Source organism: Rhodococcus sp. Leaf233, assembly GCF_001426165.1.
In the GTDB taxonomy this organism is placed as follows: Bacteria; Actinomycetota; Actinomycetes; order Mycobacteriales; family Mycobacteriaceae; genus Rhodococcoides; species Rhodococcoides fascians.
Window position 1 is genome coordinate 469,382 of record NZ_LMRO01000001.1, and the last position, 26,263, is coordinate 495,644.

General features: G+C 64.7%; 31 protein-coding genes. 19 read left to right on the forward strand and 12 right to left on the reverse strand.

From position 1 onward, the window contains the following. The first annotated feature begins 11 nt into the window (after positions 1-11). The 4 genes from ASH04_RS02260 to pyrE all read left to right on the forward strand — a co-directional run bounded on the left by ASH04_RS02260 (position 12) and on the right by pyrE (position 3,298). Complete coding sequence (locus ASH04_RS02260; RefSeq protein ID WP_057472645.1) at positions 12-935, forward strand: DUF5666 domain-containing protein; 924 nt, start codon at positions 12-14, stop codon at positions 933-935. 125 nt (positions 936-1,060) lie between these two features. After that, positions 1,061-2,014, forward strand: a complete 954-nt coding sequence (locus ASH04_RS02265) for a hypothetical protein (protein ID WP_032382281.1) — start codon at positions 1,061-1,063, stop codon at positions 2,012-2,014. A gap of 57 nt (positions 2,015-2,071) precedes the next feature. Further along, positions 2,072-2,647 (forward strand): LemA family protein, encoded by a 576-nt coding sequence (locus tag ASH04_RS02270; RefSeq protein WP_057472646.1) that lies wholly within the window; start codon positions 2,072-2,074, stop codon positions 2,645-2,647. A 102-nt stretch (positions 2,648-2,749) separates the two neighbouring features. Continuing rightward, on the forward strand, positions 2,750-3,298 hold the full coding sequence (gene pyrE, locus ASH04_RS02275; RefSeq protein ID WP_032388970.1) for an orotate phosphoribosyltransferase: 549 nt from the start codon (positions 2,750-2,752) through the stop codon (positions 3,296-3,298). Between the two features lie 58 nt (positions 3,299-3,356). On the opposite strand, the gene ASH04_RS02280 is transcribed toward pyrE, so the two are convergent. The 5 genes from ASH04_RS02280 to ASH04_RS02300 all read right to left on the reverse strand — a co-directional run bounded on the left by ASH04_RS02280 (position 3,357) and on the right by ASH04_RS02300 (position 8,447). Continuing rightward, positions 3,357-3,854: a class F sortase gene (locus ASH04_RS02280; RefSeq protein WP_235579901.1), complete on the reverse strand. Its 498-nt coding sequence runs from the start codon at positions 3,852-3,854 to the stop codon at positions 3,357-3,359. Positions 3,855-3,951: 97 nt separating this feature from the next. Beyond that, positions 3,952-5,799: a hypothetical protein gene (locus tag ASH04_RS02285; RefSeq protein WP_057472647.1), complete on the reverse strand. Its 1,848-nt coding sequence runs from the start codon at positions 5,797-5,799 to the stop codon at positions 3,952-3,954. A 271-nt stretch (positions 5,800-6,070) separates the two neighbouring features. After that, positions 6,071-7,297 carry an MFS transporter gene (locus ASH04_RS02290; RefSeq protein ID WP_057472648.1) on the reverse strand — a complete coding sequence of 409 codons (1,227 nt, stop codon included), beginning with the start codon at positions 7,295-7,297 and terminating at the stop codon, positions 6,071-6,073. Next, entirely contained in the window at positions 7,294-7,755 is a 462-nt protein-coding gene (locus ASH04_RS02295) for a MarR family winged helix-turn-helix transcriptional regulator (RefSeq protein ID WP_094622811.1), read from the reverse strand. The genes ASH04_RS02290 and ASH04_RS02295 overlap by 4 nt, the downstream gene beginning before the upstream one ends. Before the next feature lie 92 nt (positions 7,756-7,847). Next, positions 7,848-8,447: an Rv1733c family protein gene (locus ASH04_RS02300; protein WP_057472650.1), complete on the reverse strand. Its 600-nt coding sequence runs from the start codon at positions 8,445-8,447 to the stop codon at positions 7,848-7,850. Positions 8,448-8,588: 141 nt separating this feature from the next. On the opposite strand from ASH04_RS02300, the gene ASH04_RS02305 reads away from it, so the two are divergent. Then, positions 8,589-9,284, forward strand: coding sequence for a lysoplasmalogenase (locus tag ASH04_RS02305; protein ID WP_048317257.1), 696 nt, complete (start codon positions 8,589-8,591; stop codon positions 9,282-9,284). On the opposite strand, the gene ASH04_RS02310 is transcribed toward ASH04_RS02305, so the two are convergent. Beyond that, on the reverse strand, positions 9,211-9,660 hold the full coding sequence (locus ASH04_RS02310; protein WP_027494309.1) for a hypothetical protein: 450 nt from the start codon (positions 9,658-9,660) through the stop codon (positions 9,211-9,213). The genes ASH04_RS02305 and ASH04_RS02310 overlap by 74 nt on opposite strands. Positions 9,661-9,750: 90 nt before the next feature. Here ASH04_RS02310 and ASH04_RS02315 point away from each other — a divergent pair, with 90 nt between their 5' ends. The 4 genes from ASH04_RS02315 (at position 9,751) to ASH04_RS02330 (ending at position 13,167) form a co-directional block, all read left to right on the forward strand. Further along, a complete protein-coding gene (locus ASH04_RS02315) occupies positions 9,751-10,539 on the forward strand; it encodes an SDR family oxidoreductase (protein WP_027494308.1) in 789 nt (262 codons plus the stop codon). An 86-nt stretch (positions 10,540-10,625) separates the two neighbouring features. Next, positions 10,626-11,288 carry a DUF6636 domain-containing protein gene (locus ASH04_RS02320; RefSeq protein WP_370878753.1) on the forward strand — a complete coding sequence of 221 codons (663 nt, stop codon included), beginning with the start codon at positions 10,626-10,628 and terminating at the stop codon, positions 11,286-11,288. Beyond that, a complete protein-coding gene (locus ASH04_RS02325; RefSeq protein WP_048316524.1) occupies positions 11,285-11,968 on the forward strand; it encodes a TrmH family RNA methyltransferase in 684 nt (227 codons plus the stop codon). The genes ASH04_RS02320 and ASH04_RS02325 overlap by 4 nt, the downstream gene beginning before the upstream one ends. 62 nt (positions 11,969-12,030) lie before the next feature. Beyond that, positions 12,031-13,167, forward strand: coding sequence for a glycoside hydrolase family 76 protein (locus ASH04_RS02330; RefSeq protein ID WP_057472651.1), 1,137 nt, complete (start codon positions 12,031-12,033; stop codon positions 13,165-13,167). An 83-nt stretch (positions 13,168-13,250) separates the two neighbouring features. Here ASH04_RS02330 and ASH04_RS02335 read toward each other — a convergent pair whose 3' ends face one another. Then, the gene (locus ASH04_RS02335; RefSeq protein ID WP_027494304.1) at positions 13,251-13,916 is read right to left on the reverse strand and encodes a DedA family protein; all 666 of its coding nucleotides are present in this window, start codon (positions 13,914-13,916) and stop codon (positions 13,251-13,253) included. 73 nt (positions 13,917-13,989) lie between these two features. Continuing rightward, positions 13,990-14,730 carry a VTT domain-containing protein gene (locus tag ASH04_RS02340; protein WP_371828753.1) on the reverse strand — a complete coding sequence of 247 codons (741 nt, stop codon included), beginning with the start codon at positions 14,728-14,730 and terminating at the stop codon, positions 13,990-13,992. Between the two features lie 185 nt (positions 14,731-14,915). On the opposite strand from ASH04_RS02340, the gene fbaA reads away from it, so the two are divergent. Beyond that, positions 14,916-15,956 carry a class II fructose-bisphosphate aldolase gene (gene fbaA / locus ASH04_RS02345; RefSeq protein WP_027494302.1) on the forward strand — a complete coding sequence of 347 codons (1,041 nt, stop codon included), beginning with the start codon at positions 14,916-14,918 and terminating at the stop codon, positions 15,954-15,956. Between the two features lie 63 nt (positions 15,957-16,019). Here the strand turns inward: fbaA and ASH04_RS02350 are convergent, their stop codons facing one another. Continuing rightward, on the reverse strand, positions 16,020-16,721 hold the full coding sequence (locus tag ASH04_RS02350; RefSeq protein WP_156394450.1) for an Rv0361 family membrane protein: 702 nt from the start codon (positions 16,719-16,721) through the stop codon (positions 16,020-16,022). A gap of 148 nt (positions 16,722-16,869) precedes the next feature. On the opposite strand from ASH04_RS02350, the gene ASH04_RS02355 reads away from it, so the two are divergent. From ASH04_RS02355 to ASH04_RS02365, 3 genes are all read left to right on the forward strand, one after another. Next, positions 16,870-17,286, forward strand: a complete 417-nt coding sequence (locus ASH04_RS02355; RefSeq protein WP_027494301.1) for a DUF3151 domain-containing protein — start codon at positions 16,870-16,872, stop codon at positions 17,284-17,286. Between the two features lie 37 nt (positions 17,287-17,323). Continuing rightward, positions 17,324-18,418: an FUSC family protein gene (locus ASH04_RS02360; protein ID WP_032371495.1), complete on the forward strand. Its 1,095-nt coding sequence runs from the start codon at positions 17,324-17,326 to the stop codon at positions 18,416-18,418. A 78-nt stretch (positions 18,419-18,496) separates the two neighbouring features. After that, positions 18,497-19,426, forward strand: a complete 930-nt coding sequence (locus ASH04_RS02365) for a cation diffusion facilitator family transporter (RefSeq protein WP_027494299.1) — start codon at positions 18,497-18,499, stop codon at positions 19,424-19,426. On the opposite strand, the gene ASH04_RS02370 is transcribed toward ASH04_RS02365, so the two are convergent. The 3 genes from ASH04_RS02370 to ASH04_RS02380 form a co-directional block, all read right to left on the reverse strand. Beyond that, on the reverse strand, positions 19,416-19,883 hold the full coding sequence (locus tag ASH04_RS02370) for a pyridoxamine 5'-phosphate oxidase family protein (protein ID WP_057472653.1): 468 nt from the start codon (positions 19,881-19,883) through the stop codon (positions 19,416-19,418). The genes ASH04_RS02365 and ASH04_RS02370 overlap by 11 nt on opposite strands. Positions 19,884-20,000: 117 nt before the next feature. Then, entirely contained in the window at positions 20,001-20,774 is a 774-nt protein-coding gene (locus ASH04_RS02375; RefSeq protein WP_057472912.1) for a site-2 protease family protein, read from the reverse strand. After that, a complete protein-coding gene (locus ASH04_RS02380) occupies positions 20,771-21,436 on the reverse strand; it encodes a hypothetical protein (protein ID WP_052053266.1) in 666 nt (221 codons plus the stop codon). The genes ASH04_RS02375 and ASH04_RS02380 overlap by 4 nt, the downstream gene beginning before the upstream one ends. 203 nt (positions 21,437-21,639) lie before the next feature. Here ASH04_RS02380 and ASH04_RS02385 point away from each other — a divergent pair, with 203 nt between their 5' ends. The 6 genes from ASH04_RS02385 (at position 21,640) to ASH04_RS02410 (ending at position 26,262) form a co-directional block, all read left to right on the forward strand. Continuing rightward, positions 21,640-22,929, forward strand: coding sequence for an adenylosuccinate synthase (locus ASH04_RS02385; protein ID WP_027494295.1), 1,290 nt, complete (start codon positions 21,640-21,642; stop codon positions 22,927-22,929). A gap of 431 nt (positions 22,930-23,360) precedes the next feature. Then, on the forward strand, positions 23,361-23,915 hold the full coding sequence (locus tag ASH04_RS02390) for an alternate-type signal peptide domain-containing protein (protein ID WP_057472654.1): 555 nt from the start codon (positions 23,361-23,363) through the stop codon (positions 23,913-23,915). Positions 23,916-23,952: 37 nt separating this feature from the next. Then, positions 23,953-24,492 (forward strand): hypothetical protein, encoded by a 540-nt coding sequence (locus tag ASH04_RS02395; RefSeq protein WP_235579902.1) that lies wholly within the window; start codon positions 23,953-23,955, stop codon positions 24,490-24,492. Positions 24,493-24,503: 11 nt separating this feature from the next. Beyond that, the gene (locus ASH04_RS02400) at positions 24,504-25,127 is read left to right on the forward strand and encodes a signal peptidase I (protein ID WP_057472656.1); all 624 of its coding nucleotides are present in this window, start codon (positions 24,504-24,506) and stop codon (positions 25,125-25,127) included. After that, positions 25,124-25,633 (forward strand): hypothetical protein, encoded by a 510-nt coding sequence (locus ASH04_RS02405; RefSeq protein WP_057472657.1) that lies wholly within the window; start codon positions 25,124-25,126, stop codon positions 25,631-25,633. Before ASH04_RS02400 ends, ASH04_RS02405 begins: the two co-directional genes overlap by 4 nt. After that, positions 25,633-26,262, forward strand: a complete 630-nt coding sequence (locus tag ASH04_RS02410; protein WP_057472658.1) for a SipW-dependent-type signal peptide-containing protein — start codon at positions 25,633-25,635, stop codon at positions 26,260-26,262. Before ASH04_RS02405 ends, ASH04_RS02410 begins: the two co-directional genes overlap by 1 nt. Position 26,263 lies beyond the last annotated feature (1 nt).

The window sequence follows — 26,263 nt, forward strand, 5'->3', positions numbered from 1 at the left end:
ACCCTCGTGGAATGACAGATCCGGACGACCCGCGAGCACCTCGAGATCGCGATCAGGACGCGGCGCAGCAGCCGGAGTCATCCCAGCCGACCCAGGACTACGGGCACCCAGGTGCCCAGCAGTACCCGGACGCCCAGCAGTATCCGGATGCCCAGCAGTATCCGGGCGCTCAGCCGACGGAGGCGTATCCGACCCAGGCCTATGACAATCCGAGCCCGCAGGCGTACCCACCGGGCTACCAGCCGACGCAGGCGTTCCCGCCCTTCGACCCGGCGCAGCAGGCGGCCGCGAACCAGGCCTACGGACAGGCCCCGGGATACGACACCCAGCAATACGGTCACACCCAGCAGTACGGTCACACCCAGCAGTTCGGACAACCACAGCAGTTCGGGGGCACCCAGCAGTTCGGGGGTGCGCCGCCGCCGCAGGAGCCGAACAGCGTCGATTCCGGCAGTAAGGGGCCCCGTCCGTGGGTTCTGGCGCTGATCGGGCTCGTTGTGCTCGTCATCGTCGTCTCGTTCGGGATTGCGTTTCTGAGCGGCGGGCGCGACGAACCGGGCACCACCGCCGCGGCACCGTCCACCTCCATCCGGCCCTCGCCGTCCAGCGCGCCCACGACCACGCCGCGGCCCACGGAATCGGGTGCGACAACCACACCCGAGCTCATCCCGGGCGGCATTCCCGAGATCCTCGGCCAGCTCGGCTCGTCGGTGGGAACGATCAACGCCAACGACGGTTCGACTCTTACGCTCGACGGCCTCGACGGCGCTCCGGTCACAGTGCAAACCACACCGCAGACCCAGATAATCTCGTTGTCCGGTCGCGATCTCGCGTCGTTGGCCGTCGGTGCTTTCGTCGTGGTGCAGGGCGAGGCCGTCGAGGACGGAATCATCCGTGCGAACGTCATCATCGAGACCCCCAAGCTCGGGGGGTAAGGCGGGAGTGGAGCCTGCGGAATGACCCGCAGCTCTCCGTGCGGCTCCTATGACCGTTCACAGGAGTCGGCGGCCGTGGACGGGCGCGAGGTGGAAGTCGATTAAGGTGGTTCGCGATGACGGCAATGTGGTTCGGCCTGGCGGTAATTGCACTCGTGGGCGCAGCAGCGCTGCTCTACATCGACCGATCCAAGCGAGATAGATCCGGTCGGGTTCGGCAGATGTGGGCCAAGGCCCAGGGGTACGAGTACCGACCCCACGACCGGGAGCTGGTCACCCAGTTCTCGCGCGCCGCGCTGTCCAAGCCCGAGTTCGATGTGGCTCTCGGTGTCGTCACCGGAGTTCGGCGTGGTGAGGAGTTCGTACTCTTCGACGTCGAGGAGACGGGCACCATCGTGGCCGTGCAGCGTTCCGTCGGCTCCGATGTCGATATCGACCTGAGACCCCGCTCGACGCCACCTCCGCGCGACGAGGACATGCAACTGCTCGGGTCCATCGGACCGCGAGTCGTGTTCGCCACCGACGTCGACATCGCTCGTCGTGTCTGTGACCAGCGGATGGCGGCGTTCACCGAGTCGATTCCCGAGAATCTGCAGCTGTTGTGGAGTGAACAGGACTGGACTCTCGGATCGATGCCCCTGACCAGCTCGGGGCGCGATTGGGATGCCGCGATCGATGCGGTGGCGCGACTGTCGGGGATGCTTCACGTTCTGCCGCCGGTCCGCGGTAGCGCCGTGTACGGCTCGCGTCCGGGCGGCGGCGAGTCCGTTCGTGATCGAAGCGATCCGGGTCGACCGTTGGTGCAGGAACCGCGCGTCGGGCCGCCCCGCAACCAGCAGTCCGGGAACGTCCCGCCGCGCGGTGTGGAGCCGCGCAGTGTCGAGCCTCGCGGTGTGGAGACGAGAAGTCCTGCTGCCGATTCTCGTCCGCAGGAGGCGACTCGACGGCCGAGTCCACCGAGGCCGGATCAGAGCGGACCGCAGGCCACGCGATCGGTGAATCCGGTGCGACCGGTGCCGCGTCCGCCCGTGTCCCGTCCGATTCCGTTCGATGCGGATCGGCGACGCAACCAACCCTGATCATTCTCGGGCGTGCCTACCGGCCTCGGCGGCTGGGCACCGTTAAATTCGTACCTCGTGACGGTTTTCTCGGGCGTTGTGGTCCTCGTGCTGGTACTCGTCGTTCTCGGTTACGTCCTGAGTGTGGTGCGCCGCCTCGCGCGGTACCGCGGTCTGGCCGAGCAGAGCGCACGGCTCGTCGACATCGAGCTCGAGCGTCGATACGAGCAACTGCAACCGTTTCTGACTGCGGCCGAGTCGGCGGACCTGTCGGGCGACCTGCTGCGTCAGCTCGCCGGAGCGCGTTCGTGGTCCAAGGCAGTCCGTGATCGCGGACTGGGCCTGCAGGCGCAGGCTGCAGCCGAGAACGCTCTGTCCGCCGCCTTCCATGCGGTTCTCGACGACGCCGAAGCGCGCCGCAGTGTCGTCGGCAACTGGGCGTTCCAGGGGCCGGCCGGCGACCTGACGGTCACCGAGAAGCGGATTGCCGGCGCGGTGCGGGTGTACAACGACACGGCGTATCAGCTGTCCGAGGCCGTCGGATCGTTCCCCTCGTCGCTGGTCGCGAAGGCTCGATCGGTGACCGCGCCCGAACCGTTCGTCGAAACCAAGGAGTCCCTGAACGAGCACCGCGCCGCCGAGGTCGCCGCGTAGGGGAGCGCTGCGCCCAGTACCCGGGTGCGGGTGGTCGAGAATCTCGGTGGGTAAGTTCGTACCGACCCGACCGCCTCATGGCACGACGAGAGGAACCCGAACATGGCTGACAGCGCTGCGAATTCGGACAGGCAGGAACTGGCCGATCTGGTGAAAGAGCTCGCCGTCGTGCACGGGAAGGTGACGTTGTCCTCGGGCAAGGAAGCCGACTACTACGTGGATCTGCGTCGGGCGACCCTCCATCATCGCGCAGGTGCATTGATCGGTTCGCTGATGCGCGAACTCGTCGCCGACTGGGATTTCGCGTCGGTCGGCGGTTTGACCATGGGCGCAGACCCGGTGGCGATGTCCATCATGCATGCCGAGGGTCGTCCGATCGACGCGTTCGTGGTGCGCAAGGCGGCGAAGGCGCATGGCATGCAGCGTCAGATCGAGGGACCGGACATCGTCGGCAAACGTGTTCTGGTGGTGGAAGATACGACGACGACCGGCAATTCGCCCCTGACCGCAGTTCGAGCCCTGCGCGACGCGGGCGCGACGGTGGTCGGGGTCGCCACTGTCGTGGATCGGGCGACGGGTGCGGACGAGGTCATCGCCGCCGAAGGGCTGGAATACCGATCACTGCTGGGCTTGGCAGACCTCGGTCTGTAGCCACTGTCGCGGCCGGACCGGGGGCCCGGCCGCGACAGTGATTGTCTACAAGCCTGTTTCAGCGAATCAACTGCGCGACGACGACGAAGTTGTCGTCGGTAGGCTCGCCGCCTTGGACGTCGCAGTTGGCCAGGATCAATCGACCGGGTACCGATTTGCGCAGTTCGTTGTCTGCCAACAGTGATCCCTTCGGCAGGGGTCCTACGGTTTCGACTGCGTATTCCAAGGTGCCGCTCGAGGTACGCAGCACAACGGTGTCGCCAGGGGTTACCACCCGCAATGCCTTGAACGGGGCGTCCCGCTTCGAATAGTTGTGTCCGGCAACAACTACCGTCTGCTCGGTCGAGGTGCCCGGCATGCCACTCTCGGCCCACCAGGCCGGTAGTTCGTCCACCGGGTTCAGCACCTGCCCGCTTTCCCCGCCGCGATAGAGGGGGTCCGGATGAATGGGACTGCTCAGATAGGTCGACCCGTCCGCCGAGCGCAGCTCGATGTACTCCGGTCGAGAGGGGGCGACATCGCCCGTCGGTGCAGCCCCCGAGATCTGTGACTGCACCGGCGAACGATCGGGTGCGGCGATCCCGACTTCGTCACTCGCACAACCTGATACGAGAAGAACGAACGTCAGGATCGCCGTCCACAGCCAGCGGGTGTTACGAGGTGGCATCGGTGGAGCTGCGGCGACGCAGGTAGAACGCGCCACCGGCAGCTGCGACGACGACCACGCCGACACCGGCCAGGATCACCGGGGTGTTCGACGAGCTGTCCGAAGCGCCCGACGCCTCGTTCGAGGAATCGCCGAGTGCCAGATCGACCGGCGGGAGCTCTCCGGCCACGCTGACGACGCCGTTGTCGTCGGTGGTGAAGTAGTCCGCGACGGTGAAGGATCCGTCCTCGTTCTTGACGCCGACGAGCGAGACTCCGGTCTTGTCGACGACGACGGTGTTCTCGTCGACCTCGGTGACGGGTACGTCTTCCTTCACGGTGTTGCCGAGGTTGATGGTCCACTCGAACTTCGGTCCGCTGGCTGCCAATTCGGCTGCCTCGGCCTTGAGATCGGCCTCGGCCTTCGCCTTGGCGTCGGCTTCGGTCTTGGCGGCCGTTGCGGCGTCCTGAGCCGTCTTCAGCGTGGCTGCTGCCTCCGTGGCCTTGGTCTTGGCGGTCGCGGCTGCGTCGGTCTTGGCCTGCAGGTCGGCGTTCGCCGTCTCGACGGCCGTATTCGCCGTCACCAGTGCCGCTGCGGCTGCGTCGGCCTTGGCCTGCAACTCGGCGACATCGGCGTCCGACGGCGCGGAATCGAGTGCAGCCTGGGCAGCGGTTGCCGCCTCGGCCTTGGCGTCGGCATCGGCCTTTGCTGCGTCGGCTGCAGTGCGGGCGTCGGCTGCGGCTTTCTCGGATGCAGTGTCTTCACCTGCGGCGGCCTCGGCTGCGGCTTCGAGGTTCTTCGCGTTCTGCTCGGCCACTGCAGCCACTGCGGCAGCGGTCTGAGCCTCGATGTTCAGTGCCAGCGACTTCGCGGCAGTGGCAGCGGCAGCGCGAACTGCAGCGGTCACCTTGGTGAGGTTGAAGTTCTTGAACGAATCCTGAACAGCGGTAACGGAATCCGCGAGCGCCTTGTTCGATGCGTCGGCTTCGACCTTGGCGGTGGCGGCGAGTTCGGCCTTCGCGTCGGCGTCTGCGCGAGCCGCCTCGGCTGCGGCGGTGGCCTCGGGGTCGCCCGAGACGGCTGCGGCTTCGAGCTCTTTCGCCTTCGCCTCTGCCTCGGCTGCGACTGTTGCAGCGCTGTCGGCGGCGGCCTTGGTTTCGTCGGCCTTGGTCTTCAGTTCGGCAGCGGTGTTCTTCGCTGCGGTGACCGCTGCGCTCGCTGCTGCGCTCTCGACCTTGGCGTTCGAGGCGGCCGTGACGGCGGCCTTGGCCTTGACGTCTGCCTCGGCAGCAGCAACTTCTGCCTTGGTGGCGTCGGTGCTCGCGGTGGCCTCGGCTGCCTTGGCCGTCTCGAGTCGTACCTGGGCGGCAGCCGATGCGGCTGCGGCTTCCTTGCTGGCGGCCTCGGCGTCGGCGATCGCCTTCTTCTCGGCGTCGGACAACTGCGGAATGACGTCGAGATTGACTGTGGCCGTGCCGTCTTCGTTGAACACGACGCCGCCGGTGATCTGCGGCAGTGGACGAACGGCGGAGGGGGCTTCGGGTGTCGGGACTGCGGCTGCGGCGGCCGCGGCTGCGTCCTCGGACGTGACGGCCGGGACAGGAGCGTCGATCTGTCCTTCGGCTGTTGCGGTGCCCGATCCTTCTACTGCGGCACCCTGTTGGCCTGTGGGAGCGGCGGGTTCGACGCCTTCGGATTCTTCGCCCGCCGGTGCTTGAACCTCGGAGCTTTCCGGCGTACTGGGCTCCTGAGCACTGGCGATTCCCGGTGCGGCGATGGACAGGGACAGTGCCATGGCGGCCCCGGCTGCGGCGAGGCGCGCCTTCTTGGACCTGGCGATCGACTTCTGCGACATGGAGATTGTGGCCCTTCGGTCAGTGGCAGCAGTGAGCTGCGCGCACCCGTCCTCCCACGCGGAACGAGTGTTGTTGGTGAGTCACACGAACAACCGTGATGACGTGACCGTAAACCAACCGGACGGTACATCGAACCGAAAAGTCCTTTACTGAGGTATTGGTTACCAAAGTGTTACTGATGAGACGGATGTGACGAATGAGGCCATTGATACACGCCGACGGCCGAGAGTGATGCTCTCGGCCGTCGGATCCAGCGGTTGATCGGAAGGCTCAGTCGCCTACTGTCACCGCGCGGGCTTCGTCGATGCTGTGTGGTGCCGGCTCGTGTTCGTCCACGTGGGAGAGGACTTTTCGGCCGGTCGCCAGGACGACGATGGCCAGGGCCGTGCAGGCCGCGCCGACCCAGAACGGGACGTGCATGTTGGATTCACCGAGCTTGCCGGCCAGGTAGGGAGCGGCGGCACCGCCGGTGAAGCGGACGAAACTGTAGGCCGCCGACGCGGTCGAGCGCTCCACCGGTGCCGAGATCATGACGGTCTCGGTGATCAGAGTGTTGTTGACGCCCAGGAACAGGCCGGCCACGACGGTTCCGACGATCAGGACGGTCTTGTTCTCGGTGAACATCGCCATGACGCCGAGGTCGACGGCGAAGAGCAGGAGCGAGAGCATCATCATGTTCAGCGTTCCGTAGGCCCGCTGCAGTCTCGGTGCGATGAACACCGATGCCACGGCCAGGCAGAGGCCCCAGCCGAAGAAGATGAAACCGATCGAGTAGGTGCCCATGTCCAGGGGGAACGGGGTGTACGCCAGCAGGGTGAAGAAGCCGTAGTTGTAGAGCAGTGCGGTGATGCCGACGGTCAGCAGTCCGCGGTGTCGCAGTGCCCGGAACGGGTCGAGGATCGACGTGGTGTGCGCGGGCTTGGGGGTGTCCGGGAGCATGACGATCAGCAGGATGAACGCGATGGCCATCAGTACCGCGACGCCGAAGAACGGTCCGCGCCAGCTGAATCCGCCGAGTAGGCCGCCGACCAGCGGGCCGGTCGCGATTCCGATGCCCAGTGCGGCCTCGTAGAGGATGATCGCGCGAGCGACGCCGCCGGATGCTGCACCGACGATGGTCGAGAGTGCCGTGGCGATGAACAGGGCATTGCCCAGTCCCCAGCCGGCGCGGAATCCGATGATCTCGCCGACGGAACCGGACATGCCGGCGAGGGCGGCGAAGACCACGATGACGGCCAGGCCGGCCAGTAGCGTGCGTTTGGGTCCGAATCGGCTGGACACGACGCCGGTGATGAGCATCGCGACGCCGGTGACGAGCATGTAGCTGGTGAACAGCAGCGACACCTGAGACGGCGAGGCGTGCAGTTGTTCGCCGATCGGCTTGAGGATCGGGTCGACGAGACCGATGCCCATGAAGGCGATGACGCTGGCGAACGCGACGGCCCACACTGCGCGCGGTTGCTTCAGCAGGCTGTCGGGGGAGGTGCTGGTGGTCACGAAAGAGTTCCTCTCTTTTCGCGATCGACGGGTTCGAGGATGCTGCGAAGCTCGCTCAGGCCGTCGGTCAATTTCTGGATTTGTTCCGGGTCTCGGTCGGACAGGTACGGGACGAGTCCGTCGACGATGTGACGGCGACTCGCGGCGAGCCACCGATGGCCGGCCTCGGTCATCTCGACGAGCACGGCCCTCGAGTCGTCGGGGTCGGACGTCTTGGTCACCAGGCCGTTCTTGCCCAACTTCGCGAGCAGTGCCGTGGCCGAGGGCTGCGAGCATCGGTCCAACTCGGCGAAGGTGCTGATGCGCAGGGGCTGATACTCCTCGAGCAGCGACAGTGCCCGCATCCACGCTCTGGGCCATTCTTCGCTGCCGAATCGGGCAGCCAAGCGAACGAAGCGTGACGAACTGGTGACCAGCTCCGAGACCAGATCTTTGAGGTCGTCGTGGGAATGGCTCACCGGTTTATTGTTACATACACTAACTATCTATCGCAACGCGAGGCTCGCCGGCCGTTGAAATCGGGTGGGGTGAGCTCGGGGGAAGAGAGCGGTCAGTGTCGACTCAGTAGATCGGCGATCTCGCGATCCCACTCGGCGTTTCGGCGCCCGTCGTAACGGAAGCGCATGACGTAGTAGAAGCCGATCAGCGCAGTGGCCGCCAGGATCCAACTTCCGACAGCACTGAAGATCGCGGCAGCGACGACATCCGACGAGGTCAGTGGCCGCAGGCTCAGCTCGCCGGCGTCGTTCACCCAGATCTGAGCGGTCGTACCGACCGGCGACCCGGTGTCGACGCTGACGCGGCCGGTGTGCTCGACGCCTCGGTAGACCCACTGCGAGGGAACGGCCGTCACGGCGGCACCGTTGGTGGAGTCGAAGCTGGTCGCGGCAGTCGGTGCCACGGTTGCGACATCGGTCGTGGTGGCCGTCACCTGGTGAATCGACGTGCGCTGCTCATCGAGTCGTTGCTGCTGCTCGGAGTAGGCACCGGTGCCGATCCACAGCGAGAACGGCGCCATGACGATCAACAGGGTGACGACCCAGCGCTTGATCTGTGCCTGGCGAAGGTCGCAGGCGCGGAGAAGCGGATTGGGGTAGCCGGCGACCTCGTCACCTGCGATGCGAGTGTGCCCGGTGAGTTTGCGGCGCATGATGGTCCCCAGTGCTTTCGAAAATGATCCGACCGACCTGTCCACGATGCCCACGCTCACTGCGAGTATCAAGCGATAGGGGTCAGGGTCACATGTGACGGTCGTTATGACGGATTCGCCCCGGAAAGGTCGGAAGTGAACATCGATCGGGTGGGATGTGCCCGCGTTGCCGCGTCGGTAGCAGGTGCGGTGACAGTGCTCGGGGCGTGGACGGGCTCGGCACGGCTGCAGAAGATCGCCAAGCCGCTGATCGTTCCTGCATTGGCCACCGCCCTCGATCCGGTACACGACCGGGTGCTGGCGACGGGGCTGGTCGCAGCCACCATCGGCGACGTGCTGTTGATCGACCCGGACGACGACTCGGCGCTCGAACTCGGTGCCACGGCATTCGGAGTCATGCAGAGCTGCTACACGTTTCTGCTGTGGCGTCGTGGTGCGCGACCGGTTCTGCTGGACGCCGTTCCGCGATACGCGGGCTGGCTGGCCGCGTCGATCCTGCTGGCTCGACGCCAACCGGCGGTTGCCCCGACCCTGTCGGCCTACGGCGGCGTGCTCGCGACGACGTCGACGTTGTCTGCGCGGTCGGTCTCGCGTGGAGGTGATCGCCGGCTCGTCGTGGGCGGCATCCTGTTCACGCTGTCCGACGCGCTGATCGTCCACCGACGACTGTTCCTCACCGACGAACGGCAGCGCCGTACGGCGGAGGCGGTGATCCTGTCCACGTACGTGGCCGCTCAGATGCTCCTCGTCGACGCCCTGGCCACTACTCGTCGACGCCGTGACGGGGAAGCAGCAGAACACGCTCTCGATGGGCCGGGTCCACTCGAACGGCGATGACCGTGCCCGGCTCGAAGTGTGCGGTGTCGGCTCGGGGGATGCCGTAGACGATCTTGCCGAAGTAGCTGCTCGAGCCCGGCACGGTGAACTCCAGGTCGAGCTCGGCGGTGTCGTCGTCGATGCGCCGGATCGCGTCCACCGTCGCCCACCCCTCGACGCCGTGTTCGATCAGATCCTTCTGCTCGCGCGTGGGGCGTCCGGCGATCATCATGGCCAGGCCGAGGGCCGCGCCGAATCCGGCCACCAGGGCTGCCAACTGGTACGGCAACGTGCCGGGCGGGGTCTTGTCCACGAGCCAGCCGATCCAGACTGCCAGCACTATCGAATAGCCGATCGCCACGACGACGACGGCTCGCACGATCCTCGAGTCGTTCACTTCGGTACTCCTGTGCCGTCGGGAGACGGCGTTCGATCGATCGGAGATTGGGGGTTACTCGTAAGTAGGGTTACATGTACGGTGATCGATGTGACTCGACCAACTGTCTTCATCTCAGGTGCCGCGGCCGGCATCGGCCGTGCAACGGCACTCAAGTTCGCTGCCAACGGTTACCTCGTCGGTGCGTACGACATCGACGAGACCGGTTTGGCGTCACTCGGCAAGGAAGCTGCTTCGCTCAGCGGTCGGGTGTTCACCGGTACTTTGGATGTAACCAACTCCGACCAGTGGGAAACCCGGTTGAAGGAGTTCGTTGCCGAGGGTGACGGTCGACTCGACATCTTGATCAACAATGCCGGGATCCTCGCTGCAGGGGCCTTCGAAGACATGCCGCTCTCGGTGCATCGCCGCCAGATCGACATCAACGTCAACGGCGTCGTCTACGGCACCCACGCTGCATTCCCCTACCTCAGGGACACCCCGGGCGCGCAGGTCGTCAACCTGTGCTCGGCCTCGGCCATCTACGGTCAGCCCGAGTTGGTGACGTACGGCGCATCCAAGTTCGCGGTGCGCGGCATCACCGAGGCGTTGGATCTCGAATGGAGCAAGTACGACATCGCGGTCAAGGCCATGTGGCCGCTGTTCGTCCAGACGGCGATGACCGAGAAGATCTCGACGGGCACCACGAGCTCGTTGGGCATCAAGCTCACCGTCAAAGATGTGTCCGACGCGATCTTCGACGCCACCCGTCCGGTGAAGCGCCGGTTGCACAAGGTGCACTTCCCGGTCGGGCTGCCCTCCAAGGCGCTCTCGCTCGGTTCACGGTTCTCGCCTGCGTGGCTCACCCGTGAAGTCAACCGCCGTCTGAGCCACACCTAGAACGCCGCACCGGACGATGCCGGCGCTGCGCCGGTATCGTCTGTCTTTCGAGCAGTAGGTGTCGAAAGGTGGGTCGGGTTTTCTTCATGCTGAGCACGGTGCGGTCGAGCAGGACAAGACAATTCGGGACAGTGCGATTCGGAACGGTGCGGGCGTGGGCGGTCGCGGTCGGGATCGGGTCGGCGCTCGTACTCACCGGCTGCAGTAGCGAGTCGGCTGCGCAAGCGCCGCCTCCGTCGTCGACCACCACCCCCGTGCCGACCACCACGACGACCGCACCGACCACGACTCCGCCGCCGGTGACGACCACGTCGGAAGCGCCGCCGCCCCCGCCGGTCGAACCACCCCCACCGGTCGCGGAGCCGCAGACGACGTACGCCGCGATCGGCGGGGCCTATTACTTCACTTCGCCCGACGGGCTGTTTCAATGCGGCATCGTGCCGCTGTCGAGTCGCACCGAGGCCGGGTGTCAAGGCACGACCACCCCGGTCCCGCCGCGGCCCGACGACTGCATGATCAACTGGGGCAACGGTATTCGCGTGACCAACGACGGTCCCGCGGCATTCATGTGTTCCGGGGGAGTGGTGTACACCTCGGGTGGCGAGTCGATGGATCCGCCGCTGGCTGTCGGTGCGACCATCGCCGAGGGTGGCTACACCTGCACCTCGGCCGAGAACGGTATCTCGTGCGCGAACGACGCCACCGGTCACGGATTCCGGATCGCGCCCGACAGTAACGAAATCTATTGAGCGAGAACGAGATCGACGGCCAACCGGCCGAAGCCGGTCCCACCGAATGGGGTGAGAACCCGAACGGCGTCGGCCCGTGGTCGGACACCCACGACGAGCCGCCGCCCGACGACCCGCGACTGGACCCCGAACTGCTCGCCGCCGGTGATCGACGCAATGTCGTCGACGCATATCGATACTGGCGACGCGAGGCCATAGTCGCCGACATCGACACGCGCCGTCATTCACTGCACGTCGCCATCGAGAACTTCGCGAACGACGCGAACATCGGCACGGTGGTGCGCACGGCCAACGCCTTCGCCGCGCAGGCGGTGCACATCGTCGGGCGGCGTCGATGGAACCGTCGCGGCGCGATGGTCACCGACCGGTACCAACACATTCACCACCACGATTCGGTGGAGGCGCTGATGGCGTTCGCCGAGGACCAGGGACTCGTCGTCGTCGCCGTCGACAACACCCCGGGCTCGGTGCCGATCGAAACGGCAGAATTGCCGCGCAACTGCCTGCTGCTGTTCGGTCAGGAGGGTCCCGGCGTCTCCGAGAGTGCGCGGGAGTCCGCGTCCATGACGGTCTCGATCGCGCAGTTCGGGTCGACACGCAGCATCAATGCCGGTGTTGCGGCCGGGATTGCGATGCACTCGTGGATTCGTCGCCACGCCGATCTCGATACCGCATGGTAAAGACAGGGCCTTACCAGGACGGGATGTAACGGTTCGGCAACGGTAGTGGCAGGATTGCGGGTATGCAGGAGTTGTGGTCGCAGCGTGCCGACGCTGCGGAGGGGGCCGTCGTCGCACGGCACATGCGTCGGCTGTGGGGACTGCCCGGTACGGCGCTCGGAGTCGTCGCGTGGCCGCCCGTCAAGCGTGAGCGTGCCTTCCTGCGCTGGCACTACTGGTGGCAGGCACACCTGCTCGACTGCGCAGTGGATGCCGCCGACCGCGAACTCACCACAAAACGTCGACGACGCCTGACGAAGATCACCCGCGCGCACCGCACCCGAAACCTCACCGGCTGGACCAACAACTACTACGACGACATGGCCTGGCTCGGGTTGGCCCTCGAACGTGCGCAGCGTCAGCACTTCGTCGGAAATCGCAGCGGCATCCAGCAGATCGAGATGGAACTGTTCGACGCCTGGGCTCCGGCCGAAGGCGGCGGCATCCCGTGGCGCAAGAAATCCGACTTCTACAACGCGCCTGCCAACGGCCCGGCCGCGATCATGCTCGCCCGCACCGGTCGGCTCTGGCGGGCCCAGGAGATGTCGGACTGGATGGACCGCACCCTGCGTGACTCGCGCACCGGTCTGATTCTCGACGGCATGCATTCCACCCGCGCCCTCGTCGACGCGGGCAAGTCCGGCGAGGTCGAACGCGCGATCTACAGCTACTGCCAGGGCGTCGCACTCGGCCTGGAAACCGAACTCGCACTCCGTCTCGGCGAGCCGAGGCACGCGCAGCGCGTCCACGCTCTGGTCGACGCCGTCGAGAACCACCTCACCCGCAACCTCGTCATCACCGGCGGCGGCGGGGGAGACGGGGGCCTGTTCAACCCGATCCTCGCGCGCTACCTCGCATTGGTGGCCACCGAACTACCCGGCGACACCGACGCCGACGACCGGGCACGAGAGGTCGCCGCTGCAATCGTCCTCGCCTCGGCCGAGGCCGCATGGGAGAACAGACTCGAAGTGGAGGACAACCCACTGTTCGGTGCCGACTGGACCCGCGAAGCACGATTCCCGGGGCAGGGCCTGCACATCGCCACCTTCGCCGAGGGAACGGTCCGACCGTCCGAGGTGCCCGAACGCGACCTGTCCGTCCAACTCGGTGGCTGGATGCTCATGGAAGCGGCCTACCGCGTCTGCGCTGGTGGATTCTAGGTCGTTCCGCAGGCTGCACTCCCGCGGTTTCTAGGTCGTTCCGCAGGCTGCACTCCCGCTGGTTTTTAAATCGCTCCGGGCTACTACTCAACAACCTCGTCGACGACGATCGTCTCTTCGGGACGCGCCATTTCCTTGCGGTATTGCCAGATGCCCAGACCCGTTCCGACGACCAGCAGCACGATCATGCTGATCAGCACCGCGGGCATCAGCCACGGGATGCGTTGGATGAACGAGCCGAAGTAGAAGCCGACGAGCAGCAGCACCGGTGCCCAGATGATTGCGCCCAGAGTGCTGGCGATGGTGTAGCGACGGTGATCCATCTTCGCCGCCCCGGCGACCATCGGGCACAGCGTGCGCACCCACGGGATCCAACGCGCGACGAGAACCGCCCAGAATCCGTGCTTTTCCAGCAGCAGATTGACCTTGTGCAGGTTCTTGGTGTTGAGGTACTTGCCGTTCTTGCGGGCCACCAGCGTCGAACCGGTTCGGTGGCCGATCATGTATCCCACCTGGTTGCCCGCGATCGCCGCAACCATCGCACCGACCGAGAGAGCCCAGATGTGGCCGGTGCCCGACGCGTGCGTCGCCATGACGATGCCCGCCGTGATAAGCATCGAGTCACCGGGTAGGAACAGGCCGATGATCACCGCGCATTCGATGAACACGAATGCCATCACGATCACCCACACGACCAGCGGACCTGCCGACTGCAGCGGTCCGAAACTGCCGACGGCCTCGGTGGACACGGTCTGCAGTGCGGTGGCGGTCAATGCTGTGGCGCTCAGTGACACGGGCTCGATCGCTTTCGGAATTTCTCGATCAGGACTTGGAGTCCGGGGCGTCGGCTTCGATCGCGTCGGCTGCTTCCCCGAGTGGAGTCTTGCGGGCCTTGATCATGCGCTTGCCGACCTCGATCACGATGGGCAGTACGGACACGGCGACGATCAGCAGGAAGATGATGTCGACGTGGTCGCGGATGAACGCGATCTGTCCGAGCAGGTACCCCAGAACCGTGACACCCGCGCCCCACAGGATGCCGCCGACGACGTTGTACGTCAGGAACAGCGAGTACTTCATGTGCGACGCACCGGCGACGACCGGCGCGAACGTCCGCACGATGGGTACGAATCTCGCCAGGATGATCGTGATCGGGCCGTGCTTCTCGAAGAAGACGTGCGACTCGTCGATGTACTTCTTCTTGAAGAACCGGGCGTCGTTGCTCTTGAAAAGGGCAGCACCGCCCTTGGTGCCGATGAGGAAACCGACCTGGTCGCCGAGGATCGCCGCGATGGGAATCAGGATGACCAGCGTCCAAATGGACGCGAATGGCTCGATCTCGGTGGACTTCGACGCCGCGATCAGGCCGGCTGTGAAGAGCAACGAGTCGCCGGGCAGCAGCGGGAACAGCAGGCCGGACTCGATGAACACCACCAGCAGCAGACCGATCAGGACCCAGTGACCGAAGGAATTGAGCAGGTTCACCGGATCGAGGAAACCGGGCAACAGGGCCAGATTCGTCGTCACCGATTCCGAAGCAGCAAGAAGACTCACCGCGCCCACACTACCGGCCGAAACCGGCAACTCCTGAACAGTCGGTGTCGGCCGACCGTGAACTCGATGGCCTGTTCGGCACCCCTCGACGGACAACCACCCGAGAGGGACGTGAGCGGGTACGCACGACACCGAGCGCGGAGGTTGCCATACTGCACAGGACACAATCGAACTTTCAATGGAGGAATGACGCCGTGCCTATCGCAACTCCCGAGGTCTACGCCGAGATGCTGGGCCGGGCGAAGGAACACAAGTTCGCCTTCCCGGCAATCAACTGTGTGGGTTCCGAGTCCATCAACGCCGCCATCAAAGGCTTCGCCGACGCGGGTAGCGACGGCATCATCCAGTTCTCGACCGGCGGCGCAGAATTCGGCTCCGGCCTGGGTGTGAAGAGCATGGTCACCGGCGCTGTCGCGCTCGCCGAGTTCGCCCACGTCGTGGCCGCCGAATACGACGTCACGATCGCGCTGCACACCGACCACTGCCCCAAGGACAAGCTGGACACCTACGTGCGTCCGCTGCTCGCGATCTCGCAGGAGCGCGTCGACGCCGGCAAGAACCCGCTGTTCCAGTCGCACATGTGGGACGGATCGGCCGTGCCGATCGACGAGAACCTGGAGATCGCGAAGGATCTGCTGGCCCGCGCTGCGGCCGCGAAGATCATCCTGGAGATCGAAATCGGTGTCGTCGGCGGCGAGGAAGACGGCGTCGAGGCAGAAATCAACGACAAGCTGTACACGTCGAACGAGGACTTCCTCAAGACCGTCGAGGCACTCGGTGCCGGAGACGCCGGCTCGCGCTACCTGCTGGCGGCGACGTTCGGCAACGTGCACGGCGTCTACAAGCCGGGCAACGTCAAGCTCAAGCCGTCCGTTCTCGCCGACGGTCAGCGTGTGGCCAGCGAGAAGCTCGGCCTGGCATCGGGCTCGAAGCCGTTCGACTTCGTCTTCCACGGCGGATCGGGCTCGGCGAAGAGCGAAATCGAAGAGGCGCTCGAGTACGGAACGGTGAAGATGAACGTCGACACCGACACCCAGTACGCATTCAGCCGCCCGATCGCCGGACACTTCTTCTCCAACTACGACGGTGTGCTCAAGATCGACGGCGAGGTGGGCAACAAGAAGGCCTACGACCCGCGCAGCTACCTCAAGAAGGCAGAAGCCGGAATGACGGCCCGTGTGATCGAGGCCTGCAACGACCTGAAGTCGGCCGGACGCAGCGTCAGCGCCGGATAAGCGGCTGCGCCCCATGTGAGCGGAACCTCGTAGCCCACTACGAAGTTCCACTCACATGGGTACTCAGCTGCACACCTTCCACTGATCGCCGTCGAGGCTCAGGTCGAAGGTGCGCGGCGAGCGATCGTTCGGGTTGGCGTCCGTGTGGGCGATGACCTGAGCGATCGCCGTGGTGTCGTCGGTGACCTGGATGGCGTCGATGCTGTCGACGGTCGGGATGTTGCCCTGCTCCACGGACACCCGATGCACGTCGGCGAACTCCGTGTCCGGGATGTCGCGATAGAACGTCGCCAGGTCTCCGCAGGACGTGCTGCGCAGCGTGGCCAGATCTCCAGCGGCCAGCGCCCTGGTGAACGACTCGACCGTCGTGCGAATCTGCGCTTCCGGGGAGTCTTCGACGCTCGTGCGGTCGATCAGCAGGTACGCACCGGCGGCCACTGCCGCGATCACGACTACCGCGGCCACCAGAGCCGCCCACCACTTCTTGTGACTCGGTTTGTTCGGTTCCGCAGCCGGCGGTCCGACGCGGCGTGGTCCGACCTGCTGCGGCCGAGCCTTCTGCGGTTCGATCTTTCTGGGCGCGATCTTCTTGGGCGTGATCTTCTGGGGCTCGGCTTTTCGAGGCGCAGCTACCGGCGAATCGGCTTCAGGTGCAGCGATCTTCTCGGTGGGGGCGTCCGTCGATTCGTCGGCCGGCTTCTTCTTGTTCAGGTCGATCTTGGTCGTGTCGGCCTCGGGGGTCGCATTGTTCTTCTCGTCCGACATGCGTTCTCCCTCGTTCACCGAATTCCTCGAAAGCTGTAAGTCCGAAATTTCGTCAGCTGGCAGCCTATCGACCGCGTGTGCAGCGCAGCGTGAGCGCCGCCGGGGGTGTTCGGACACGATTGGGTGACGTAGGGGCACAATGAGCGCCATGACTTCTTTCGGTGATCTGCTCGGACCTCAACCAACGCTGTTGCCCGGCGACGACGAGGCCGAATCCGCACTGCTGAATCACGAGGCTCCCGAGACGGTTGCTGCGGCCCATCCGACGGCGTCGATCGCGTGGGCGTATCTCGCCGAGGCCGCTCTCGAATCGGGTGCCACCATCACCGCGTACGCCTATGCGCGTACCGGTTATCACCGAGGTCTGGACCAGTTGCGTCGTAACGGATGGAAGGGATTCGGGCCGGTCCCGTACAGCCATGAGCCCAACCGCGGATTCCTCCGATGCGTCGCAGTCCTCGCCAAAGCCGCCCGCGACATCGGCGAGCACGACGAGTACGCCCGCTGCCTCGACCTCCTCGAAGACTGTGACCCCAAAGCAGCGGAAGCGCTCGGCCTGGGCTGATCGGGCCCGCGCGAGCCGGGCGCGTGGCCGAACCCGGATGAAGGCGGGCACCGAGCGGCTGCGGTTGTCGTTGTTGCCCATCGTGCAGTGCGCGTTGGCGGCCGGGGTCGCGTGGTTCGTCGCTACGGACCTCGTCGGTCACGAACGTCCGTTCTTCGCGCCCATTGCGGCCGTCGTCTCGCTCGGTGTGTCCCTCGGGGCGCGGTTGCGCCGATCGGCCGAGCTGGTGGCCGGCGTGACGGTCGGCATCGGCGTCGGCGATCTGTTGATCTCCCTGATCGGCAGTGGGCCGTGGCAGATTGCGCTGGTGGTCGTGCTGGCGATGTCGGCTGCGGTGTTCCTCGACGGCGGACCCATCATCGCGATGCAGGCCGGATCATCCGCGGTGCTGGTGGCGACCCTCATTCCGCCCGGCAACATGGGTGGCCCCAACCGCATGGTCGACGCGTTGGTCGGTGGTCTGGTGGGCATCGCGATCGTGGCGTTGATTCCGACGCATCCGGTGTGGCGGGCGCGTAAGGATGCGGCGAACGTGTTGGCGACTGCGGCGAGTGTGTTGCAGAAAGTGGCCGACGGGTTGGTGGCCAACGACCCGAAGCCCATCGAGGATGCGTTGCGCAAGGCTCGGGCGACGCAGTCCGGAATCGATGCTCTGCGGACCGATCTCAAGGGCGGCCGGGAGATCGCGCGCATTTCTCCGATGTACTGGAATCATCGCACTCGGTTGGCGGCCCTGGCGGCGACAGCCGACCCCATCGACAACGCTGTTCGCAATATTCGGGTGCTGGCACGGCGGTCGTTGACCTTGGTGCGCGACGACGAAATTCTGGACCCGCGGGTGGTCGACGAGGTGGAGAAGCTGGCGCATGCGGTGGAAGTCCTACGTCAAATGATTCTCGCCGATCCGGGGCAGAAACCGGATGCGGCGGAGGCCGCGCGGGTGTTGCGGTCGGTCGCTGCCGGAGCGAAGCCGGAACTGATCTCGAACGCCGGGTTGTCGGCGACGGTGGTGCTCGCTCAGTTGCGGTCGATCATCGTCGATCTGTTGCAGGTCGCCGGGCTCAAGCGCATCTCTGCGTTGGCGACTCTGCCGCCGACGGTCAAGCATCCGCACGTCCCGCCGGAGTTGTGACCCGAGCACACCGTTGCATATATGCGTATGTACGCATATGGTGACTGCCTGAAGTCGTTGCAGTCACGAGGGGGAGTCATGGGCGCGGGTCACGGACACAGCCACGGCGTGGGTGGTCATTCGCCCGACGGCGCGGGACCGCCCAGATCTCGGGTTCGCAAGATGATCGTGGCGTTGGCCGTTCTGGTGGTGTTCCTGGTGGTCGAACTGACCGTGGCGCTGGCCATCGGCTCGCTCGGTCTGCTGGCCGATGCCGGCCACATGCTCACCGACGTACTCGGGATGTCGATGGGCTTGATCGCTCTCGTCCTTGCGCGAAAGGGAAGTGCCGCAGCGGCAAGGACATTCGGTTGGCACCGTGCCGAGGTGCTCACCGCGATCGCGAATGCTGTTCTGCTGCTGGGCGTTGCGGCGTTCATCATGTACGAGGCGATATCTCGCATCGGCGATGCGCCCGAGATCCCCGGTCTTCCGTTGATTCTCACCGCTGCGGCCGGTCTTGCCGCGAACATCGTCGTCATGATGCTCATCCGCGGCGATGCGAAGGACTCTCTCGCCGTTCGCGGTGCCTACATGGAGGTGCTGGCCGACGCCGTCGGCAGCGTCGGTGTGTTGGTGGGCGGTGTGCTCATGCTGGTGTTCGGGTGGACCTGGGTCGACATCGTCGTCGGCGTGCTCATCTCGCTGTGGGTGGTTCCGCGTGCGATCAAGCTCGCCGGGTCGGCACTGCGCATCCTCACTCAGGCGAGTCCTGCCGATGTCGACGTGGACGCGCTGACCGGAGATCTGAGCGCCCTTCCCGGAGTGACGGGAGTGCACGACCTACATGTGTGGACCCTGACCACCGGAATGGACGTGGCCACCGTGCACCTGGAATGCGAGGGGTCGTCGTCGATGGTGCTCGATCGCGCGCGCTCACTGCTGTCTACCTACGGACTCGACCACGCCACCGTGCAGGTCGAGCCGACCGCACACGGCCGAACCTGCAAGGAAGAGCTCACCTGGTGACGGTGCGTACCTCGGTTCCCGGGCGCCAGACGTCGATCTGCATGTGATCGTCCACCAGGGATGTCAGTACCACTTCGCCGATGTCGAGATCGAACACGTGATACGGCACGAGTTCGCCGGGAGCCGCGTCGAATATCGGTTGCAGCACAGCAGGATCGGTGATCTCTGCGGCGATTCCGCTGATCTTTGCGTCGCCGCCCTCCATCGAGTGATGGCCGGGATTGCTGTGCAGTGCGAACCGGCCGTCGCGCTGAAGATCTCGCGCTTTGGCGGCACCGAGCATCGATCCGAGTCGCAGCACCCCGGTGTCCACGAACTCCACCTCGGTTCCGCTCACGCGCGGTGAGCCGTCTGCTCGTAGCGTCGCAAGAACATGGTGCTTGTGCGCGGTGAATCGAGCCCGCACCGCGGACGCGAGAGTCGGGGCCGCTGCCGAGAATTGGTTCCACGTCGTCATGCGCACATTATGCGATCGACCACCGACAGTATTGGGCAGGAATGCACGGAACCTGCCCGAATATTCGGAATCCCGCCGATCGCGTTCGATACCGTGCAGTGTTTCCCGCTGGACCTGTCAGATCCAGAATCGCATCAGGTAGTTGCCGTTTCCGGCGAAGAACTCGGGGACCCCCGACAATCCGAACAGGGTGTAGATCGCTCCGAAGAAGACGGCGTTGACGGCCGGCACGAAAAGCAGAGCAACGAGGACGAGAATTCCGTATCCCTTGAACTGGTTCAGCGACGCTCGGGTGGTGTGTGAGAGCGAGGGTTCGAGGGCTGCGTAGCCATCGAGTCCGGGCACCGGGATCAGGTTGAGGATCGTAGCCATGATCTGCAGAAACGCCAGAAAGCTGAGCCCGTACCAGAAGGCGGCGTTGGTGCCGTCGGTACCGAACAGCTTGATGACCGTCAGAAGAACAACGGCGAGAACGGCATTGGCGAACGGGCCGGCCAGTGCGATGCGCCGCTGGGTCGACGCCGAGAACTGCCCGGTGCGCAGATAGACGGCACCGCCCGGCAGGCCGATCCCACCGATCGCGATGAACACCACCGGGAGAACGATGGACAGCAGCGGGTGGGTGTACTTCAGCGGGTTCAGGGTCAGGTAGCCGCGGAGCTCGACTTCGCGATCACCGGCTCGAAACGCGGTGTAGGCGTGGCCGAATTCGTGCAGGCAGACCGACGCGATCCACCCGGCGAGAACGAGCACGAACACTCCGATGCGCGCGGCGACGGACGTGACGTCGTCCGCCGTCCAGGCAAGGGCGCCACCGATTCCGGCGACGGCGAGCACCGCGACGAAGATCGGGCTCGGCAGTACGGGACTTCGCCGCACCGGAACGGTCATCGGACCAGCAACCACTCCTGATGGTGGCGGTAGAAGGTCGACCGCTTCACCGCCTTGCCGCCGGCGATGCCGTCGCGCGTCAGTTCGGCGGCGGGGGAGCCGAGTTGCATGGCGCGGCCGCTGACCCAGCGGCGCGGCAGAAATCGGCGACGGCCGACGACGCGTGCGCGGAGGCCGGGCATGTCCGGGGTGGGAGCCACCTCGACTCCGGGCACGACGCCGGAGAACAACCGGGTGTCGTCGACGTACGCCTCGCCTTCGAGGTCGGTTCCGTCGGCACCGCCGAGCAGTGCCCTCCCGACGACGGCCTTGCCTGCATCGTCGCGGATGAGGGGTGTGCTCGACGCCGTACCCGTCAGGGCGACCTTGGCGGCACGTGACCCGGTGCCCAGCTTGTAGATGTGCGCGGCATCGGTTGCGTTCTCCGGCACGAACGCGACCTCGACGTGCAGCCGTTCGGTGCGCATCAGGCGCGTCAGCAGCGCGGCGAGGGATGCATCGTCGCCCAGGACGATGATGCGTGGCTCGGGAGCGGATTCGATGTCGGAGAAGATCGCGCTGCAGTCGTCGTCGGTCGGTACTGCGTCGGCGTTGCGCAGTGGGACGTCGGTCAGCGTGATCGGCAGCAGCGGGTTGCCGCACTGCAGAACGAACGGTGTCACGGCGCTCCTAGATCTTCCGATGAATCCTCGTCACGACCATAGTGCCCTCGTTCGGCGTCGACCGTAGCGGCATGCGGGCCAGCTCACCGCCTCGGCTAGACTGTTCCCCCGGCCACTGTCGCGCCTGCGACGAATGGTGACTGCTGCATTCGCTCGAGTACATCTGCAGCACGTCCTTGCACGAAAGCAACGTAGGAGAGCACATGCCGGCGATAGTCCTGATCGGCGCCCAGTGGGGCGACGAAGGCAAAGGCAAAGCCACCGACCTGTTCGGCGAACGACTTCAGTGGGTGGTTCGCTACCAAGGCGGCAACAACGCCGGCCACACCGTCGTTCTTCCCAACGGAGACAAGTTCGCACTGCACCTGATCCCGTCGGGAATTCTGACGCCGGGCGTCAAGAACGTCATCGGTAACGGTGTCGTCGTCGATCCGGGTGTGCTGCTCACCGAGCTCGACGGCCTCGAGAAGCGCGATGTCGATACGTCGAACCTGCTGCTCAGCGCCGATGCGCACCTGATCATGCCGTACCACGTGGCCATCGACAAGGTCACCGAGCGCTTCCTCGGAGCCAAGAAGATCGGCACCACCGGGCGCGGCATCGGCCCGTGCTACCAGGACAAGCTCGCCCGCGTCGGAGTGCGTGCGGCGGATGTGCTCGATGAGAAGATCCTGACTCAAAAGGTCGAGGCTGCACTGGAATTCAAGAACCAGGTGCTCTCGAAGATCTACAACCGCCGGGCGTTGGACCCACAGCAGGTCGTCGACGAGGTGCTCGAGCAGGCCGAAGGTTTCAAGCACCGCATCACCGATACGCGCCTGCAGCTCAACCTAGCGCTCGAGCGCGGCGACACGATTCTGCTCGAGGGATCGCAGGGCACGTTGCTCGACGTCGACCACGGCACCTATCCGTACGTGACGTCGTCGAACCCGACGGCAGGCGGTGCGTCCGTCGGCTCCGGCATCGGCCCGAACAAGATCACCACGGTCCTCGGCATCCTCAAGGCCTACACGACGCGTGTCGGTTCGGGTCCGTTCCCGACCGAGCTGTTCGACAACCACGGTGAGTACCTGGCCAAGCAGGGCGGCGAGGTGGGCGTCACCACCGGTCGTGCCCGACGTACGGGCTGGTTCGACGCGGTCATCGCTCGGTACGCCACCCGCGTCAACGGCATCACCGACTACTTCCTGACCAAGCTCGACGTGCTGTCCAGTCTGGATACCGTCCCCATCTGCGTCGCCTACGACGTCGACGGCGTCCGTCACGACGAAATGCCGATGACGCAGACCGGTTTCCACCATGCGAAGCCGATCTACGAAGAGATGCCCGGTTGGTGGGAAGACATCTCCGGTGCCCGGACATTCGAGGAACTGCCGATCAACGCGCAGAACTACGTCCTGCGTCTCGAGGAACTGTCGGGCGCGTACATGTCGTGCATCGGTGTGGGACCGGGCCGCGACGAAACCATCGTCCGTCGAGACATCCTGCGGTAGCCGAACCCGTTATCGAAAAGCCCCGAGGCGCACTGCCTCGGGGCTTTTTGCTGTCTTCCTGCGGTCCGAAGCCACTGAATTCGCCGATCGGGACAAAGAAACTTCAGGTCGGATTTCGCGTTGAACCGCCGACGTCTCTTCGGGTTCAGGCCACTGTCCAGACGTGGCGTGAAGTCCGATTCGGCCGATTCCGGAAACGTTTCATCTTTACAGTCGTGTTGTAGATGTAACTGCCCGTATTGAGTCGGTCCACAAAATCGGGCATAAGAAAACTCTCGGACTTTTATCCCAATAGGGGTAACAGACCGCCCGGTTTAGGAGAAACAATGATCGACGCACCCTGTTGCGCAGCCCTTTTGACACAAGGGGCACCGACCCGTTGGGGTCCTCAACCGCCCTCTTCGTCAGGGCCACCGAAGAAAGTTGAAACAATGAACAAGGCAACCAAAGGCGCTGTAGCGGCGGGCGCGGCGGCGGTTCTGCTGCTCGGCGGTTTGGGATCCTATGCACTGTGGAGCGATCAGGAGACCTTGGGCGGAGGGACCATCACGTCCGGTGATCTCAGCCTGGCCCCTGTTGCCACTCCCGCGCCTCAGTGGCGAGATGTCTCCCCGGATGTTGCCGGAAACCCGAAAGTGATCGACCCTGCTACGTTCCTGATCGTGCCTGGTGACATCGTCGAGTACACGGCAAGTTTCACCATTCAGGCCAGCGGTAACAACCTACTCGCCGACCTCAGCGCCGATACCTCTGCCATCACCGGCGACGCGTTGCTGCGATCGAAGATCACCACCTCTGTCACGGCCACCTCGGGTAGTACGACGCTGCCGACCACCGGTGCCAAGACTCGGATCACTTCAGCGGACCAGAACGTCGCGGTCAGCGTCAGATTCACCTTCGACCCGGGCACTGAGAATCAGGACGCACAAAACCAGTCCATCAACCTCGCAGCCTTTGCTCTGAAGCTCGAGCAGTCTCGAACCTGAGCCGAAGTTCGACTTGAAGCACGCACGATACTGGGCGTTGGCAGCCGCGTCCGTCCTTGTGGTGATCTTCGGATCGGCGCAGGCGACGGGCGCGCTGTGGCGCGATCGAGAAACCCTGGGCGGCGGCACCATTCGGTCCGGCACGCTCGACATCAAAGTTGGAACGTCGGGTGCTGAGGTGAACGACTTCTTGTATCAACTTCCCACAATCCTGGGAGCTACCAACATTGGTCCAGGGGGCTACTCGCAGGCCCCACTCTCGGTGCGTAACAGCGGAACTGTGCCGATGAGATACAGGTTGAACAGCACTTCTCAGACTGGTTCGCTGAACTTCACCCTCACCGCGTCGAAAGTCACCGCAGTGACGAACTGCCCGGCCATCGGCGTGCCGTCGGGCACTGTCGAGGCTCTCTACAATGGTCCATTCACTGGAGCCCAGGCGCCGGCGAGCCCCGCTTTTCGCCAACTCGGAGTCGGGCTTGCTGAAGTTCTCTGCCTTCGAATGACGCTGTTGGACAGCTCTACTCAAAGTTCGTCCTCGCAGGTGAAGTTCTCGTTTCTGGCGCAGTCGCGATGACACATCGACCGATGGACAACTCGAGTCGACTCGACGACGTGACGGAGGAATGTGCAGTCGTCGACGTGACGGGCGCGACCGACGACCAAGAGCACGCCGGGCTGTGGTGGTGGATCAAGCGCGCGGCGTCCTACCTGTTGCTGTTCGCAGTGCTGGCGATATTGCTGGCTGCCGTTGTGATTCCGCGTATCTCCGGTGCGATGCCGTACACGATTCTCACCAGTTCGATGAAACCGAGCTATCCGCCGGGAACGATGGTGGTGATCGAGACCGTCGATCCGGCCGAACTAGGAGTCGGTTCGGTGATCACCTATCAGCTCGAGTCCGGCAAGCCGGACGTGGTGACACACCGCATTGTTGCCACCGAGAGAAGCGGCACCGGTGAACTGCGATTCATAACCCGCGGTGACAACAACGGGGTGGCCGACGAGATTCCGGTGCGTCCGGAACAGATCCGCGGAGAGCTTTGGTACGCAGTTCCTTTCATGGGCTACGTCAGTCGATGGATGACGGGTGAGCAACGAAAGTACGCCGTCGCCGCAGTGGTGGTCGTTCTGGCTGGGTACGCACTGTTCATGTTCGCCGGTGCCGCCGTCGATCATCGCAAGAAGCGGAAGGAGCCCGCTGCGCCATGATGAACAATGCAGTTGTGGTCAGCGCCGCTGGAGCTGCGTTCCTTGCAATCATTGTGCTGATCGGGGCCGGTCCCGCGCGGCCGGTTCAATTCGTCACTTACAGCACCGACGGTCGGCTGTGGCTGCAGAGCCTGGCCGAGCCCCTGGTGGACAAGGATGTGCGGTGGGTGCCGGGCGACAGCCGGACGTCGGAGTTTCACGTTCACAACGGGACCGATAGAGACGGACGACTTCAGGTGATCGTGGACAGCGATGATTCGGCTTTTGCCCGCGCGCTGAGCGTGTCCATTGCCGGCCGAGCCTTCGGAGCCTGCGCACCGGTCGATGTATCCGCAGGTGAACAGAAGCGGATCGACGCAACGATCACCATGGCCGATACGGCCGGAAACGATACTCGAAACTCCTCTGCCGAAATCGACCTCGTTCTTCGGTGGAGTGACGGCACCAGCTCTGCGTGCTCGGATTTCGCAAGCCGAGGGCCCGATCAGGAAGGGGCGCAGCCCTGATGGCGCGTCATCACGACACAGTCGGATTCGCGGTGGTACTCCGCCGGATCGGTGCTGCGCTGATCAGCGCGCGGGCCCGAGCAATCATGTCGATCGGTATGGTGCTCGGACTCGGCACAGTGGGAACTCTTGCTGCATGGTCGGATACGGCAACGGTAACGTCGGGCACCTTCACCACGGGCAAGCTCGACATCAAGGTCGGCAATCCTGCGGTGGACAACAATCCGACCGATTTTTCGACGTCGTTGACGAAGACTGCCATGTTCCCAGGCGATACGGTCGCAGCAGGGCTGTTGGTCACCAACGCAACAGGTTCTGTGGCGAACACTTACACGATTTCGGTTGTCTCGACCAACTCGACTTTGGGCGGCGTGCTGAATTCGTCGGTGTACACCGGATCGCCGTCCGCCGGGGTATGCACGGGCACGCTGCTGAGTACTGTGACCGGCCTCGGCACCTCGAAGCTGTTCCAGCAGACCACACCGACGGTCGGTAACTTGACTCGGTCTTTGCCGTTGAACGGCCAGGACCAGCTGTGCATTTCGGTCACCATGCCGTCGACGGCCACCTCGCCGTCCGCTGTCCAATCGGGCACCATCACCTACACACTGACCGCGACATCGGTGTAGA